At 38.8% G+C, this 16,549-nt stretch carries 18 protein-coding genes; 16 read left to right on the forward strand and 2 right to left on the reverse strand.

The annotated features are described in order from the left end of the window. Window positions 1-2: 2 nt before the first annotated feature. The 14 genes from ALFOR1_RS17785 (at window position 3) to ALFOR1_RS17850 (ending at window position 12,842) form a co-directional block, all read left to right on the forward strand. Window positions 3-929, forward strand: a complete 927-nt coding sequence (locus ALFOR1_RS17785; protein ID WP_058547802.1) for an ABC transporter permease — start codon at window positions 3-5, stop codon at window positions 927-929. Window positions 930-995: 66 nt separating this feature from the next. Further along, entirely contained in the window at window positions 996-2,063 is a 1,068-nt protein-coding gene (locus tag ALFOR1_RS17790) for a BMP family ABC transporter substrate-binding protein (RefSeq protein WP_058547801.1), read from the forward strand. Window positions 2,064-2,141: 78 nt separating this feature from the next. Further along, a complete protein-coding gene (locus ALFOR1_RS17795) occupies window positions 2,142-3,518 on the forward strand; it encodes a uracil-xanthine permease family protein (RefSeq protein ID WP_104643898.1) in 1,377 nt (458 codons plus the stop codon). A gap of 30 nt (window positions 3,519-3,548) precedes the next feature. After that, window positions 3,549-4,283 (forward strand): DUF5020 family protein, encoded by a 735-nt coding sequence (locus tag ALFOR1_RS17800; RefSeq protein WP_104643899.1) that lies wholly within the window; start codon window positions 3,549-3,551, stop codon window positions 4,281-4,283. Window positions 4,284-4,465: 182 nt separating this feature from the next. Further along, entirely contained in the window at window positions 4,466-4,678 is a 213-nt protein-coding gene (locus ALFOR1_RS17805) for a hypothetical protein (protein WP_104643900.1), read from the forward strand. A 330-nt stretch (window positions 4,679-5,008) separates the two neighbouring features. Then, the gene (locus ALFOR1_RS17810; RefSeq protein ID WP_104643901.1) at window positions 5,009-7,192 is read left to right on the forward strand and encodes a YHYH protein; all 2,184 of its coding nucleotides are present in this window, start codon (window positions 5,009-5,011) and stop codon (window positions 7,190-7,192) included. 18 nt (window positions 7,193-7,210) lie between these two features. Beyond that, window positions 7,211-7,708, forward strand: a complete 498-nt coding sequence (locus ALFOR1_RS17815) for a hypothetical protein (protein ID WP_104643902.1) — start codon at window positions 7,211-7,213, stop codon at window positions 7,706-7,708. A gap of 124 nt (window positions 7,709-7,832) precedes the next feature. Beyond that, on the forward strand, window positions 7,833-9,266 hold the full coding sequence (locus ALFOR1_RS17820) for an ATP-binding protein (RefSeq protein ID WP_232007065.1): 1,434 nt from the start codon (window positions 7,833-7,835) through the stop codon (window positions 9,264-9,266). 4 nt (window positions 9,267-9,270) lie between these two features. Then, window positions 9,271-9,948, forward strand: a complete 678-nt coding sequence (locus tag ALFOR1_RS17825) for a response regulator (RefSeq protein WP_104643903.1) — start codon at window positions 9,271-9,273, stop codon at window positions 9,946-9,948. An 80-nt stretch (window positions 9,949-10,028) separates the two neighbouring features. Continuing rightward, entirely contained in the window at window positions 10,029-10,628 is a 600-nt protein-coding gene (locus tag ALFOR1_RS17830; RefSeq protein ID WP_058547793.1) for an RDD family protein, read from the forward strand. A gap of 36 nt (window positions 10,629-10,664) precedes the next feature. Beyond that, entirely contained in the window at window positions 10,665-11,129 is a 465-nt protein-coding gene (locus ALFOR1_RS17835) for a hypothetical protein (protein WP_165491336.1), read from the forward strand. Between the two features lie 20 nt (window positions 11,130-11,149). Beyond that, window positions 11,150-11,644, forward strand: a complete 495-nt coding sequence (locus tag ALFOR1_RS17840; RefSeq protein ID WP_227006970.1) for a hypothetical protein — start codon at window positions 11,150-11,152, stop codon at window positions 11,642-11,644. A 49-nt stretch (window positions 11,645-11,693) separates the two neighbouring features. Next, the gene (locus ALFOR1_RS17845; RefSeq protein WP_104644174.1) at window positions 11,694-12,017 is read left to right on the forward strand and encodes a hypothetical protein; all 324 of its coding nucleotides are present in this window, start codon (window positions 11,694-11,696) and stop codon (window positions 12,015-12,017) included. Window positions 12,018-12,206: 189 nt separating this feature from the next. Next, the gene (locus ALFOR1_RS17850) at window positions 12,207-12,842 is read left to right on the forward strand and encodes a trimeric intracellular cation channel family protein (protein ID WP_058547789.1); all 636 of its coding nucleotides are present in this window, start codon (window positions 12,207-12,209) and stop codon (window positions 12,840-12,842) included. A 3-nt stretch (window positions 12,843-12,845) separates the two neighbouring features. On the opposite strand, the gene ALFOR1_RS17855 is transcribed toward ALFOR1_RS17850, so the two are convergent. Both ALFOR1_RS17855 and ALFOR1_RS17860 read right to left on the reverse strand, forming a co-directional pair. Continuing rightward, a complete protein-coding gene (locus tag ALFOR1_RS17855) occupies window positions 12,846-13,280 on the reverse strand; it encodes a GNAT family N-acetyltransferase (RefSeq protein WP_104643904.1) in 435 nt (144 codons plus the stop codon). A gap of 97 nt (window positions 13,281-13,377) precedes the next feature. Next, window positions 13,378-14,844: a DASS family sodium-coupled anion symporter gene (locus ALFOR1_RS17860; RefSeq protein WP_104643905.1), complete on the reverse strand. Its 1,467-nt coding sequence runs from the start codon at window positions 14,842-14,844 to the stop codon at window positions 13,378-13,380. A gap of 284 nt (window positions 14,845-15,128) precedes the next feature. On the opposite strand from ALFOR1_RS17860, the gene ALFOR1_RS17865 reads away from it, so the two are divergent. Together ALFOR1_RS17865 and ALFOR1_RS17870 are read left to right on the forward strand one after the other, a co-directional pair. Further along, window positions 15,129-15,968 carry a DUF417 family protein gene (locus tag ALFOR1_RS17865; RefSeq protein ID WP_104643906.1) on the forward strand — a complete coding sequence of 280 codons (840 nt, stop codon included), beginning with the start codon at window positions 15,129-15,131 and terminating at the stop codon, window positions 15,966-15,968. A gap of 10 nt (window positions 15,969-15,978) precedes the next feature. Then, the gene (locus ALFOR1_RS17870; RefSeq protein ID WP_104643907.1) at window positions 15,979-16,230 is read left to right on the forward strand and encodes a Rho-binding antiterminator; all 252 of its coding nucleotides are present in this window, start codon (window positions 15,979-15,981) and stop codon (window positions 16,228-16,230) included. The last annotated feature ends 319 nt before the right edge of the window (window positions 16,231-16,549 follow it).

Below are 16,549 nucleotides of genomic sequence, written 5' to 3' on the forward strand. Positions count from 1 at the left end.
AAATGGATTTAGAGGTTATTACTAATATTTTATACGCCACTATTCGTACCGGTACGCCTTTATTGCTGGTGGCACTAGGTGAAATGGTATGTGAGAAAAGCGGCACACTTAACCTTGGGCAAGAGGGCATGATGCTGCTCGGTGCGGTGGCAGGATTTATAACCATGTACCAGTGCGACAACCTACTTATAGGCTTTAGTGTGGCTGCGCTTGTGGGGATTATGGCGTCGTTAGTATTTGCGTTTGTAGCACTTAATTTAAATGCCAGCCAAGTGGCAGCAGGATTGGCGCTCACTATTTTTGGCACGGGTTTGTCGGCCTTTTTAGGCGCCGACTATGAGGGAAAAACCATTAATGCTTTACCTACTTTAGCAATTGCTGGGTTTGAGCATATTCCGGTACTGGGCAAAGCGCTATTTTCGCAAGATGCCATTGTGTATTTAAGCTGGGCGTTAGTGCTAGGTGCTTATTTATTTTTTAAACATCATCGAGCAGGGCTTGCAGTACGTGCTATTGGCGAAAGCCCAGGTGTAGGCAATAACCTAGGTTTACCAGTAATGCGTACTCGTTATTTAGCGGTGATGTTTGGCGGCGCATTAGCGGGTATTGCAGGGGCGTATTTGTCACTTGCTTACACACCGCTTTGGACACAAAACATGACATCAGGGCGTGGCTGGATAGCGCTGGCTTTAGTGGTTTTTGCAAGCTGGCGAATTGAGCGGGTAATGCTCGGCGCTTATTTATTTGGTTTTGCCAGCATTATGCACTTAGTGGCACAGGCATTTGGCTTAGCGATTGATTCTAATTTACTGGCCATGCTGCCTTATGGTGCAACGCTTATCGTATTGATTATGCTAAGTAAAAATAAACAAAAACTAAAAATGTACGAACCCATGTGGCTAGGGAAACCGTGGCACAAAGGGCATTAAAACTTTAAATAAAGAGTAAAAATAAGCCTTCAACAGGATATTAAAAATACAACACGGAGAATAACAATGAAAAAACTAATAACAGCGCTTGGCGTAGCACTTAGCTTAGGGTTAAGCGCGAGTGCACTTGCAAAAGACAGCGTAAAAGTAGGGTTTGTATATGTAAGCCCCATTGGCGAAGCCGGTTGGACCTACACACACGATGTAAGCCGCCACTACCTAGAAGAAAAATTTGGCGAAAAAATAGAAACCACCTTTGTAGAAAGCGTACCTGAGGGCGCCGATGCAGAGCGAGTTATTACACAATTAGCTAAAAGCGGGCACGATTTAATATTTACCACCTCGTTTGGCTACATGAACCCGACCATTAAAGTGGCTAAACGTTTTCCTAATGTAAAGTTTGAGCATGCAACAGGTTATAAACGCGCTAAAAATGTAGGCACTTACTTTGACCGTATTTACGAAGGACGTTACTTAACCGGTGTTATTGCTGGGCACATGAGTAAGTCTGACAGTATTGGCTATATTGCCGCGTTTCCTATTCCTGAGGTAATACGCGGTATTAACGCGTTTACTTTAGGCCTGCGCTCAGTAAAACCTAACGCAAAAGTAAAAGTAGTCTGGGTTAATAGCTGGTTCGACCCAGGTAAAGAGCGCGAAGCTGCCGACAGCTTAATCGACCAAGGTGTTGATATTATTACTCAACATACCGACTCGCCTGCGCCACTTCAAGCCGCAGAAGCAGCCGGAATATACGCGATTGGTTACCACTCAGATATGAGCGGCTATGGTAAAAAAGCGCACCTTACGGCACCTGTGCACCATTGGGATGAGTTTTATGCCCAGCGTGTACAGCAAGTGCTTGACGACGAGTGGCAATCGCAAGATGTATGGAAAGGTATAGACGCTGGTATGACGCGTTTAGCGCCACTGAGTAAAGATATTCCTGCCAATGTAGTCGCTGAAATTGACGCTCTTAGTGCAAAAATTGCTAATGGCGAGTTTCATCCATTTAGTGGTCCAATTAAAAACCAGCAAGGTGAGTTGGTTACTAAAGCGGGCCAAACAATCGATGATAAAACCTTACTAGGTATGGACTTTTACGTAGAAGGCGTTGAAGGGCAGCTTAAATAAGCGCTTAGGTAGTTAAATTAAAATAAGGGCAAGGTTGTTTTACCTTGCCCAAATTTAAGCGCTAAAAGGATATTGACCATGTCAAACCAAGAAGCTATTTCAGAAGACATAATATACGCGGTAGATGATAAACCAGGGCTAACTGAATCATTTTTTGCCGCACTACAACATGTGCTAGCAAGCTTTGTTGGCATTATTACGCCCACGCTTATTATTGGTGGGGTATTGGGGCTCGGCAGCGAAATACCGTATTTAATTAGTATGGCGCTGTTTGTATCGGGAGTTGGTACTTTTATACAAGCGCGACGAGTAGGGCCTGTAGGCTCAGGGCTTATATGCGTTCAAGGCACCAGTTTTGCTTTTTTAGGCACCATTTTGGCAACCGGATTTACCGTAAAAGCCACTGGGGGCAATAACGATGAGGTACTTGCTACTATATTTGCAGTGTGTTTTTTAGCGGCCTTTGTAGAGATTTTTATTAGTTTTTTTATAGAAAAACTCGGGAAGGTAATTAAACCTGTAGTCACCGGTGTGGTGATCACCACCATTGGGGTTTACCTCATTAAAGTAGGCATGACCGACATAGGCGGTGGCCAATGGTTATTAACTAATATGCCCGAAAAGTTTGCTTCAGCAAGTAACTTAATTGTTGGTTTTTCGGTGGTGGCACTAGTGGTGTTACTTAACGCCAGTAAAAACCAATGGGTAAGGCTTACTGCTGTGGTTGTAGCCATGATAGTAGGTTGGCTGCTAGCGGTTTTATTAGGTATTGCCAAATTTGAGGTGGGCGAGTTTGATTTAATTGCCATGCCAATACCATTCAAATATGGCTTTAATGTTGATTTTGGCGCCATGATTGCTTTTGGCTTTTTATACCTTATTACAGCCATAGAATCGACCGGCGATATAACCGCTAATTGTGCAGTATCTAAATTACCCGTTAAAGGTGCAAGCTATTTAGCACGCATACGTGGAGGCATTTTAGGTGATGGCGTTAACTCAATGATTGCAGCCGCGTTTAATACCTTTCCTAATACTACTTTTAGTCAAAACAACGGCGTTATTCAGTTAACAGGTGTAGCAAGTAGGTACATTGGCCTATGGATTGGCGCAATACTGATTGTTTTAGGATTATTTCCGGTAATTGGTGCTGTACTGCAAAACATACCAAAACCTGTACTAGGCGGCGCAACGCTCGTGATGTTTGGTACCGTGGCAGCCGCAGGGGTCAAAATACTGGCCAGTGAAAAAATCAATCGCCGTAGCTTACTTATTATTGCGGTGAGCTTAGGCATGGGGCTAGGGGTTAGTTTTGTACCAGAGCTATTTATTAATGCGCCTAAGCTAGTAACCGCCATATTTGGAAGTGCTGTTACGGTATCAGGTTTAACAGCAATAGTTATGACGCTGGTATTGCCTGAAAATTATTCAGCAAGTACAGATCATCTTAACTAAACTAATAAAATTACAAAAAAGGGATCAATAATGAAAATCAAAACAATAAAAAGTTTAGCGTTAGTAACTGCAATATCACTGTGTTCAACGGGCGTGTCGGCAAAAGAGCTTTGGTCAGATTTTAGTATTACCGCTATGACTGGTGCAGATTACCTAGAACCGTTTTCTGGCGAGGAAGACGACAGAAGCGTAGTAACCATTGAGCACGCATCGGGCCATACCTGGGGAAGCACGTTCTTCTTTATGGATAGGTTAAGTAACCCTGATGAAGTATACGGAGAGCTAAATATAAACCCAACGCTGTATAAACCACAAGACGGCTTTGTTAAAGAGGTGTTTTTAGGGCTACAAACAGAATATGGCTCAGGCGATACCGATCAAAATAACTATTTATTAGGTGGTGGCGTGTCGTTAGATGTACCTGGTTTTCAATACTTTAATGTGGCTTATTACCGTCGTTTTCAAGACGATATAGGTATAGAGCGTGAAGATAACAACCAAATAACCGTAACGTGGGGCTATAACAAAGGTAATTTTAGATACGATGGCTTTTTAGATATTGTTGATAGCACCGACACTATGTTTGGTAAAAGTGAAGGCGGTTTTAACTTTACCTCGCAACTTAAGTACAACATTGCCCCAATGCTTGGCCTCGATACAGGCCGCCTAGATGTAGGTATTGAATACGTATTTTGGAAAAATAAGTTTGGAGTAGATGGCGAAACAGAGCACAACCCAAATTTAATGGTTAAATGGCACTTTTAAAATTTTAAACGCTTCTGAATATGACCACAAAAGGCTGCTATTTAATGCAGCCTTTTTTGTATCATTAAATGTACCTATAAAAGCGCCTTTTATGATAGCTTTAGATGTGGTTTAAATATTTTTGGTATTGTTAGTTTTACCTTAAAAGATAACCATACCCTAATTAACATAAAGGATTTTTAATGAATATCAGTGCTAATTTTGTCTACATTATTTTAATTTTTTCATCTTTAATACCTGCCTTATTGTCATTACGTTTAGCAGCTAAACAAAACCGTTCAAAGCTTGTTAGCGCACTTGTTACGTTTGTATTAGGGTTTACTTTTATTGGTGGTTGGATTTACCTTGCGGTAATGAATTTAGTAAACCCTAAAAATAAAGATGCGGTACAGTAGAGCAATGTTTTTAATTTTAAAACGCCCTCATATAAGCTTAAATTGACAAAAAATAGTTATTTGAAGGCGCACAAAGCAATATTAATTTACATTTTTATCAACTTCTTACTTTTTTAATTGTGTTGTTGGCCTTGTTATTTTTTAACCTATTAAATATTGGCTTATTGCGGCGCTTAAAACTTAATTACAAACTATAAAAATTATAAGGGCCTTTAGGCCCTGTTAACTAGTTTGAAGATACAAACTACCAATCTACATAATTCCCCTACAATTGCTCATTACACTATCTATAAATATTTATATCTGCTGTGACATATTGGAGCGCAAAAAATGAAAAACTTATGGATATTATGCTTTGCCATAGTGTACGGGGTTTCGTTAGCTGGGTGTAATAACAACACAAGTGATACACAAAGCTCGGAATCCAATACGTTTAAATTAGTTAGTAACGTAATGAAAAATAACGGTACGTTACCTGTAGCCTATACCTGTGATGGCAATAGTGTTAACCCCCCTCTTAGCTGGAGTGGAGCACCAAAAGGCACAAAGTATTATGCTCTCATAATGCATCACAATGCGCCCGATGGAGTACATTGGTATTGGAATGTTTATAATATTAATGCAAGCACTTCACACATAAATAGCGGCCAAAATTTAGCTGATATTAAAGCAGAACTTGGTAGCAACAGTGTTAATAATTTGAACCAGTATGCGCCGCCTTGCTCAAAGGGGCCTGGTGAAAAACGCTATACATATACTGTTTATGCACTATCGGATGCGATAAATTTTGCTAAAAACACTCAAGTAGATAGAGCTACCTTACTTAAAGCTATAAAAAATATTACCCTAGACTCAGCACAAATGACGGTAACTTACGAGCGAGCAGGCAGTCCACATAAGCCTGCACGTAAAAAGCCTAAAGTGCATGAAGGTATAAAAACACCTTTAAGTTTAGTTAACTCAGCACCTCCTGTTGATTTAACAGCTTTGCAATCTAGTCGCTGTAATACAATAAAAAGCTCTGTAAATAACGCAGGGTTTAGTAAAAACGCACGCGTTACCTGCGATAACCAATATGCTTACATAGTATCGAATACTTACCCTGAACACCCTGTGATGACGGGTATAACAGGTACTAATGAACAGGTGCCAGTACCAGCAAAAAATTACGCCGCACCTATTAAGTTAGCTCCCGAAAAGGCCAAAAAGCTTACAACAATAGATGCAGCACTTGGTGTAGCGGTAAATGGTGTACCAATTTACGATTATTCATCGCAAGGTGAGTTAAACGTTAATCAGTATGATGCCAAACACGATACTTTAAAGTTAGGCCAACTAGATAACTGTGGCGGCCATGCAGGGCGCGGGGATGATTACCACTACCATGTAGCACCCACATGTATGATCGACACAATGAAAAACCAAAGCAGTGATGCCATTATTGGCTGGGCGTACGACGGATACCCGCTGTATGGCAATAAAAACCCTGATGGCAGTACCATTGCCAAAAACGAACTCGATGTGTGTAACGGGCAAAGTGATAGCAAGTTTGGCTACCGATACCACACATCAAAAAATGCACCGTATATTTTTCAATGTTTAGTAGGTGAGGTCGATACGCGTGTATTACCACGAGTTGCGCCGCTTAGTGGTGATACCCAAGGTATTAGATCTCAATTAAAACCACCTGTTGGTGGGGTAACAAATTTAACTCACACAGTAGGCGAAGATGGTAGCCGTACTATGCGCTACACATATAAAAATGAGCAATACTTTACAACTTATAGTCCTTCAAAGCAGGGGGATGACTGTTTTGACTTTAAACAAAAAACCATTAGTAACAAAAACGGTATTCAAACAGGGACTTTTTGCCGAGGTCAGCAACCACAAGCTAAAAAACTAAGTCAAAATAATCCCGAAGCTCGTTTTAAATTAGAGGCATGGGCCGACAATTGGTTTGCAGCCTATATTGGAGATAAATTACTAATTGAAGACTCTGTACCTATTACTACAGAGCGATCTTTTAATGCAGAAAGCATTAACTTTTCAGCGTCTTACCCTATACAGCTTAATTTTATTATTAAAGACTTTAAGCAAAATAATACAGGGCTTGAGTACATAGGTACGCGCAGGCAGCAAATGGGCGATGGTGGTTTTATAATGCAAATTACTGATACCAAAAATAATAAAATAGTGGCGGTAAGTAATAAAACCTTAAAATGTGAAATGTTACACAAAGCCCCACTAGATAAAACATGTGAAAATAGCCAAAACCCAACCGCAGGTATCGCTCCGTGCAAATATATGGCAAAAGAAGCGCCACGCGATTGGTTAAAAAGTAACTTTGATGACAGCACCTGGCCTAATGCTACCGAGCATACCACCTCCTCGGTAAGCCCTAAAGACGGGTTCGATGATATAAACTGGGATAAAACCGCACAGTTTATTTGGGGTAGCGATTTAGAGACCGATAATACGCTTATTTGTAGAGTGACTATAAATGAGCCGCATTAATAAACTTAAAGGCAAGATATGTTTGTATTAAAAAAGTGCTATTTAATTTTTATGTGTGTATTACTAAATTTAAGTGCAGCCGTGAGCGCGCATGAGCTTAATGGCACAAGTGCTCATATTATTTTAAGAGATGGCCAAGTAGAAGTTAAAATAATAACCGACACAGCCCATTTAGCAGCTACATTACAAAGTGATCAAGCGTGGTTAATGGGCGACATAGAACAAGTTATGCCAGAAAATTTGGGCATAAATGATCAGCAAAACTATATTAAAATTATGCTTTTACAATCGACTCAATTGCAAATAAATAATCAAGCAATAAAGTTTGAGCGAGCATTATTCAACACATACCCAAATCAACATGATGAAATAGTTTTGCTAGCACGGCATAAGGTTTCAAAAGTAAGTGATGTGTCGTTGTCGTTTTCTAAAAGCTTAGGCGCGGTGCACGCTAACATTGTTAAACCGCAGTATAAGTTGATCAATGCTGGTGAAGCTTTAAACGCCAGCTTTTAATGTGCTAAATAACGAGGGGTTATTTATTTAAAGCTTAATTGTAAACCCTCGTTATGCAATACTGCTAATTAGAGTGTAAGCACTATTACCGCACACGCCTACAGCCTAAAAAAATAGAGTACCTGTGAAACTAATACATAAATTCTTTTTAGCATTTTTTATAACGAATATAACGCTCGTAGGCTTAATGTTTGTGTTTATTTATATGAACTTTGCTAGCGAGTTTAATAACTTTGTTGAAAAAGAAGAACAACAGCATTTAGCTAATGTAAAACAGCAACTTGCCAAAGTGTATAGCCAATATAATAGCTGGCAGGGTATTTCTCAAAGTGTACATTTATGGCGCTCTATTGTTGCCCCAAAATCTAAACCAGTTAAAAGCAAGCCAAAAAGTAGCGTAGCAAGCAAACCACTACAACCAACCCCCTCATTGTTATGGATAAATTTACCCGCCGATTTGCTTAAAACAGGGCAGCGTATTAGCTTATATAACGCAGAGAAACAGGTTGTGGTAGGCAAGCCTCAAATAGCCGACAATCCTCATATTGAGCCTATAGTAATTAACAAAAATACCGTTGGCTGGCTTGGTTTAATGCCGTCACGCTTAGTTGAAAACAGCCCCGCAAAAGCCTTTTTAACGGCTCAGTTTCATAACTACTTTATGATTACGCTGCTTGTAATTTTATTGGCTTTTGTAATGGCTATTTTACTCTCTCGTCATTTAACTAAGCCAATTAAACAAATAGTGCATGGCACAAATCAGCTTAATAAAGGGAACTTTTCAAACCGAATAACCCCTTTAACGCGCGATGAGCTAGGTATACTCACAAGTAACGTAAACGAGTTGGCTAATACACTTGAGCACAACCAGCAAATGCGCTTTCAATGGATGTCGGATACGTCTCATGAACTTAAAACCCCCATTACTGTATTGCGCTCTCATTTATTAGCTGTGCAAGATGGCGTTTTTATAGCCGACGAAAAACGTATAAACTTATTAATAGAGCAAGTAGATAACTTAAATCATATTGTTGACGACCTAGCTCAACTGGTAAATAACGACACAGCTAATTTAACCTATCATTTTAATAAGCTTGATTTAACCAAGGTATTTAAACTCGCTTTACAAAATTTTAGTGCACGTTTTAAAGAGCGCTCGCTAACCTTAAACAATGAAAGTTTAATTGCCGCGCCACAATATTTTATAAATGCCGATAAAGACCGCTTAATGCAGTTATTTACCAACCTACTAGAAAACACTTGCAGATACACCCATGCTGGTGGGCAAGTAAATATAACTATTTGCAAAAACCTTAAACGTAAAGAAGTTACATTATGTATTCAAGACTCAGCACCCGGGGTCAAAAGCGAAGAATTAAACAAACTTTTTGAGCGATTTTACCGAGTAGAAAAGTCTCGTAATAGAGAATTTGGCGGCTCGGGGCTCGGCTTAGCGCTTTGCCAGCAAATAGTGTTGGCGCACAATGGCGATATTACGCTTGGCCATAGTGCACTAGGTGGGCTCGAAGCTAAAATAACTTTACCGCTTTTTGAGTAACACGATGACTAAACAAAAAATACTAATAGTAGAAGACGAAAAAAACATAGCCGAAGTACTCATAGCTTACAGCCAACAACAAGGTTACAGCACAGAGTATTTTAACACTGGCAATGGAGTAGTGAGCTTTGTAAAAAATAATCAGCCCGATTTAATTTTACTCGATTTAATGATCCCTCATATTGACGGGCTAACTATTTGCAAACAGGTTAGGTCGTTTTCAAGCATACCTATTATTATGGTAACCGCCAAACGTGAAGAGCTAGACCGATTACAAGGGCTTGAACTTGGCGCTGATGACTACATATGCAAACCTTTTAGCCCTAAAGAGGTGATGGCCAGAATAAAAGCCGTATTAAGGCGCTTAAGCCAGCCTAAAAATAATGTAGTTAGCTATGGTGAATTTGAGTTATTTAAAGATGATTACGTAGCTTTAGTCCATGGTAAAAGCCTAGCGCTGACAGCAGTAGAGTTTAAAATATTTTTATTGTTTATTAGCCATGTGGGCCGTGTATTTAGCCGTGAAGATATCATTAATAGCGTTTATAACCACACAGTTGAAATATCAGACCGTAATATTGATAACCACATTAAAAATATTCGTAAAAAAATTAATGATATTAAAAGCGATTTAAACCCTATTACTGCAGTTTATGGGGTTGGCTATAAGCTTAATGGCTAAATAGTCTGCTTTATAACTTATTGAATATTATTAACTATATATGCTATTTTGAGGAGGATTATTCAAAGGAATGTACAAAATTGAACACTCAAATAGACTTTACCTCCTACACCTTAGATGAGCTTTACTCCAGCGCAAAAGTAATTGATCGAGAACGCTTTCCTGAGCGCGCAAAAGAAATAGACGAGCTTATTAAAACCCGAGAAGCGCAAGATCCCACACAAAATACCGACTCAAAAATAGTGGGCGAACAAGCATCACGCGGGGATAGGCTCGTTGCTGCCATAATTGATGGCCTAATAGGAATCGCTTTTACTATACCTTTAATGATGTATATCGGCTTTGATAGCTTAATGCAGCCAACCCTTGGGTTATCTTTGTTTTTATTGGGTTATGGTGTACTTAGCGTTTTAGTACTTCATGGTTACCTTATGTATCACAGCGGACAAACTATTGGTAAGTACTGTATGTCTATTCGTATAGAAAACATAGATGGCACAAAAGCGAGTTTTACAACTATTTACTTTAAACGCATGTTACCCATGCAGCTGTTATCGCTTGTACCTTCTGTAGGGCAGGTGATAGCTGGCGTAGTTAATCCAGCCTTTATTTTTGCAAAAGATAAACGCTGTTTACACGACCATATAGCAGGAACCAAAGTGAGTTATATTGAGAAGTAGTAATACCCAGCTAAGGATAATGTTTAAAAGGTATTTATGAATAAACTAACGAGGTATAAAAAAGCACCCAGTGCAAAATTACTTTGGACACTTGGTTTCAATACATTTATCGCAGTTATAATTTTATTTTGGGTAGAGGTATTTATTGAACAGCCTTTGCTGCATCAATTTTTATACTTATTTGCGTTTGTATTATTGAGGGTGTTTTCACAGTGGTATTGTATAAACAAAGAACAATCTCAGGCAGTTGAAATTGTAAATGGCGAGTTTGAACTACTCGGCATAAATATAAAGGTGTCTGAGCTAGAAGAAGTACTTTATTGCCAAACTAAGCGTTTTGAGCATATTTTAAGATTTAAATTTAAAAACGCCACATACCAAGATATTGAAATAACGGCACCAGATTTAATTGACGACCTACGCTTTTATTATTTTATGGTTGATAACGCCCTACCAGTAAAAATGACAGATGATAAGGGCCGTTTTTTTGAGGAAGATTAACAGCGCAGCAAGGAGTTGTGGTGATCAAACCGATTTTAATATTTTTGATGCTAGCAAGTGCCATCTTTAGTGAATATTCATATGCAAGCTCATTTGAGGGATGCTATTCAAGGACGGATAAAATAACGAGTGCGATCCCTATGCTCAACGAAGATGGGAGCGAAAGTAATGAGCGTTTTAAGTTAAAAACGAGCTATATAAATGTATTTAAAGAAGATGATAAATATTTTACAGAAGGCTTGATATGGGGTTACAACTTTCACATTTGTACTATCACCGCCCCTGTAGAAGGAGTTTCAGAACCATTGCCTTTAATACTAAAGGGTAAAAAACTAGTGTTTGAAGAACAAGAGCCCGAATACGATATTAACTGTAAGTTTGAACTAGAATTTGACGAGAATGGCTTGCATATTAAGGATAAAAACTATCATTGCTCTAACTACATGTTTTACTGTGGGGCGCACGCAAGTGTTCATGACGTTCACCTAGTTAAAACCAACAAAGGCTGCAATTAACTAAGCTAGTCTATTTTTTAACTTAACGATGCAGCAACAAGGACTTATTATGCGCAGCTTTTTATTATTTATTGGCTACTCATCATACATTGGCAGTGTGGGCGATGGCTTACTTGGCTTGTATGCACTATGGGTTTTAATAGGTAATAATTTAGCACTTTTAAACTTATCGCTTAATGACTTTTTAGCACAGTATGTTGAGTTTATATATTGGGTGAAGCAGGTTGCGCTTTATGTAATGCCCGAAGGCTTTGCCAATTGGTTATTTGGCATTCCTGCTGTTATTTACTTTCCCGTACGTATACTAATGAGCCTAATAATTGGCTGGTGGGCACTAAAAAAGGCAGAACAGTTAAAAACAAAAAATGTGTAAAAACTACTCACTTTTAAAATAATTACCTTTTTAAATATTACATTTTATTAAGCCTGACCTACAACCGCGTTAAACGTTTACTACTGTATTGTTTTTAAATAATATTTTTTAATCCACTTTCGCTTTCGCTAATTATTTTTGGCACATAAGTTGATGCACTCATTTATAAATTTTTTAAAAGGACTGCACATGACCGCTGAATATTTTATGGTGTTGGGGCTGCTTGGGGTGGCATTTTTTTCGGTAGCAGGTGCATTGCTCGGCTATGAAAAAAGCATAAGTGGTTTTGGTGTAGTGGTGGTAGCAACTGTAACTGCTTTAGGTGGCGGCACGCTAAGAGACATACTTTTAGATAAACCTATATTTTGGATAGCCACGCCTGAGTATTTATACTCAACATACGCCGCTATTATTGCCACCATATTTTTTGTGCGTTACTTACCTCATGTAAATAACTATTATTTTTTATTAGTCGATGCCATAGGTATGGCGTTATTTAATATTATGGGGATAGAAAAAGCCTTAATAAGCGGCACAGGTATGGTAATAGCGATAACAATGGGGATCACCACAGGGATTTTTGGCGGCCTAATACGAGACGTAATTTGCCGCGAAGTACCTTCAGTTATGCGAAACGAGCCCTATGCTTCAGCCTGTTTAGTAGGCGGCCTAGTTTATGCTGCGCTGTTTACCATAGAAGTCGATTACATTTGGTGTATTTTAGGCTCACTTTTTACCACTGTATTTTTAAGATTAGGCTCGCTTAAATGGGGCTGGCACCTAACCATTTTCAGAAAAAAAGATTTTAAAGATCAAAGAGAGTAGCTCTTAGTTATTTATAGGCTGGGTTTGCATATGGTACTCATAGTTATCTTCCTCAGTGATCTTAAAGCCTAGTCGAGTATAAAGTGCTTTAGCAGGGTTGTTTTTAAGTACTGTTAGTTTGATAGGCTTTAACTTTGCAGTTTTAATTACTTGCTCAATAACGCCTCTGCCGTAGCCTTTATTTTGATGGTTGGGGTGTATTTGCAATTGCATTATTTCAATGTGGCTACCCCATATTTTGTACTTTAACGTACCTAAAATATCACCATTAAACTGTATGAGATGAGAGCAATCGTATTGCTCATCAACCCTTTCATTATGCTGTTGCTCAGTTAAAAATAACCCGGCATTTTCTAAGTGTTCAACCATAGTCAGTTTTCTGAGGCTTAATAAGTAGCCTCGGTCTGAATATGCTGCCTTTATGAATTTAAAAACCATAGTGCTACCTTGCAACAGCCTTAATGTTTATATTAGTAGAACTAATCAAAATAAGTCTGCAGTATTAAATGTGCAAGCCAAGCTAACAAAGGCAATACTACCAATACCCAAGTGCCTTCCACCAAAGCCCGCCAATAATTCCCCATACACTTAAATTAATAACGCTCATTATAAGGCCCATTACCCACCAGTCTTTTAACGATACATAGCCTGAGCCAAACACGATGGGAGATGTGCCTGTTGCGTAATGCGTTAACGACATCATGAGTGATGAAGCGCCAGCTAACAGTAAACCTAAAAATAAAGGCGGAGCGCCAAGCGCTAAACCTGCGGCGTAAAATGCGGCAAACATAGCAGTAATATGTGCTGTGGTACTGGCAAAAAAGTAATGAGCGTAAAAATACACAGCTACCAATATAATGGCCGATACAATCCAGTCAAAGCCCAGTTGCGCAATATTGCTCTCAACAAGTGTTGAAAACCACGTTACCAAACCTAGTTTATTTAAAAAAGTGGCCATCATTACTAATGCTGAAAACCAAACAACGGTATCCCACGCAGACTTTTCTTTAAGTACATCGTCCCAGCTTAATACACCAGTCACTAATAAAACCGACAGACCCAAAAAAGCCACTGCGGTTGTATTAACTGCGTAGTCAGCCCCTAAAATCATTGCAGGCACGCCGGCCCATAAAATAAGCAGCATGGCAAAAACACCCACCATTATTTTTTCGCCGTAACTCATTGGGCCCATTTCAGTTAATTTAGATTCTGCGTAGGTTTTAGCGTCGGGCGTACTTTTAACTTCAGGTGGGTAAATGGCATAAACAACCAAAGGCACAAGGGCAATACATAGCAAACCAGGAACAAGCGCTGCGAGCGCCCACGTACTCCAAGTAATACTAATATTTGCACCAGTAGCATCTGCAATAAGCTTTACAATTAGCGGGTTTGGCGCAGTCGCTGTAATAAACATAGCTGATGTAATAGGGTTTATATGGTAGCTCACTAAAGCAAGGTAGTGGCCAATTTTACGAGAGGTACCTTCCTCAGGGGACGAGCCAAAGCTTGTTGCTATCGACTTCATAATTGGGTGAATAATAGCGCCGCCTCGCGCGGTATTACTTGGCGTCACAGGCGCTATAACAAGTTCAGACAGCGCGAGTGCATAGCCAATACCAATAGTTTTTTTACCAAAAAAAGAAATAAAATTATAGCCAATACGGTTTCCCAAACCAGTTTTAGCTAAACCCCGAGAAATAATAATAGCAATACCAATCAGCCAAATTAATGAATTAGAAAAGCCACTTAATGCATCTTTAATAGCGCCAGATGGGCTGTCATTAGTTACGCCGGTTAGTGCAACAGAAGTAATAGCTAAAATAGCAATGGCACCGATAGGCATTGCTTTACCAATAATGGCAACTACAGTACCAATAAATAAAGCGAGCAAATGCCATGCATTTTCGGTAACACCTTGCGGAGGTGGTACAGCAAACCAAAGTAGTAAAACAATGGCTATAGAAATCAGACCAGAGGTAACTCGAATATCAGTACCTTTCATTAAAAATGTCCCTAAGTTTTAGAAATGCATACATTCTGTTTATTCAAAAGGCAACGTTATTCTACTTCATTTAATAATAAAAAAGATGACGCACATCATATGAAAATTAAACTTATTTAATTTTATTAATAAAGAGGAAATTAACTATAAACTAAAGTGATTGATTACATTACCCGATAAGAGCTTACAGTGTGCTTAATCAACTATGATTTTTAAGAGTTAGCTTGAATTGTTTTATAGGTTCGTAAGGTCTTTATAAGCCTCAACGAATACTTGGAAATACAATGAACTTAAAACTAACCAATAACGTGATTACTTTTTTATTAGCGAGTAGCTTTTTGCTACTTGGCTTGTCGTTTGCGTTAGGATCAAACCCTAATACTTTAACGGCTACGTTTAGTTTTTATGGCGTTGACTCGCTAATGTCTGTATCTGCGTTAGGTTTAATTAGTGGCTCCTTTATGATTGCTTTAGCATTCGCCACCGTGCTCGCTCGTTTTAAACTAATGAAACCTACAGTCGCACTTTTACTTGCAGCAATTATAAGTTTAGTTGCATTACTTACTTTGTTTGCCAGTAACCGTTGGATGGCGCAACTTGGCGGCTTTCCAATCATTGGTAGCGGGCAGGGCATAATTAAATACTTTGCTGTAGTGCCTTTGTATTTATTTTTGTTTTATAAAGACAAGCTTACCGACAAACAACATGTACTTTTAAACTTTATACCGGTTGCCATGGTTTTATTGTGGATTGGCGGCATGAAGTTTTATGAATTTGAAGCAAAAGGTATTGTAAGTCTTGTTGAAACGTCTCCGTTTATGTCGTGGTTATACACGGTATTTAGCGTACAAGGCGCGTCTAACGTGATTGGCGGGTTTGATGTATTATTTGCTGTGTTATTGGGCTTAGGGCTATTTTTAAATAATAAAAAGCTAATTATTGTAAGTGGTTTAGCGTGTTTAAGCGTATTTATGATGACCCAAACATTCTTAATTACCGCAACCGGTGCATTTAGTTCTTCCACTTTATTGGATCGTTTAGGGCAATTTGTAATTAAAGATTTGTGGTATATAGCAAACCTTGTTGTTATTGCTTTTTTAATGATTTTTAAGCCGACTAAATAAAGAGGACGTTATGATCAGTTGCAACCAATACGACTACATCGAAATTGCTTGTATGCACCATTTAAGCGTTGAGCTTATTTTAAAAAATGGCGACGAAGTATGTGGCGTAGCAACTGATACAAAACGCAATGCTAATAGAGACGAATGCATAGTTGTTAACGTAAATAGCGAGTTGCAACTCATTATGCTCACTACAATCAGCGTGCTTAAAGCGCGTGAGAAAAATCCATACTTTGACCACGTGAACTTTGATGTAAGGTAAACACCTTAGCGAGCCTGTATTATCAATATGTTAAGGCTCGCTTATCTCACCAATGCTTTAGCTAATTACGCGCTAAATACATAAAGCCAAAATATTCGTATTACTTTCCTCTGTTTTTAATCGAGTTTTTTTACCGAATAAGGCTAAACGTTAACTATTAAAGCGTATAAAAATGCTAATCCAGTATAAGTAAGCCTCAATAAGCTTGTGTAGCGCTTAGTATCCGTACGTTCGTTAATTATGGTCGTAAAAGGTAGCTACATAAATAAAGCTAACTTACAGAAGTAACTGTTTATATAAACAGCTAATTTAATTTTGT

Source organism: Pseudoalteromonas carrageenovora IAM 12662 (genome assembly GCF_900239935.1).
Lineage (GTDB): Bacteria > Pseudomonadota > Gammaproteobacteria > Enterobacterales > Alteromonadaceae > Pseudoalteromonas > Pseudoalteromonas carrageenovora.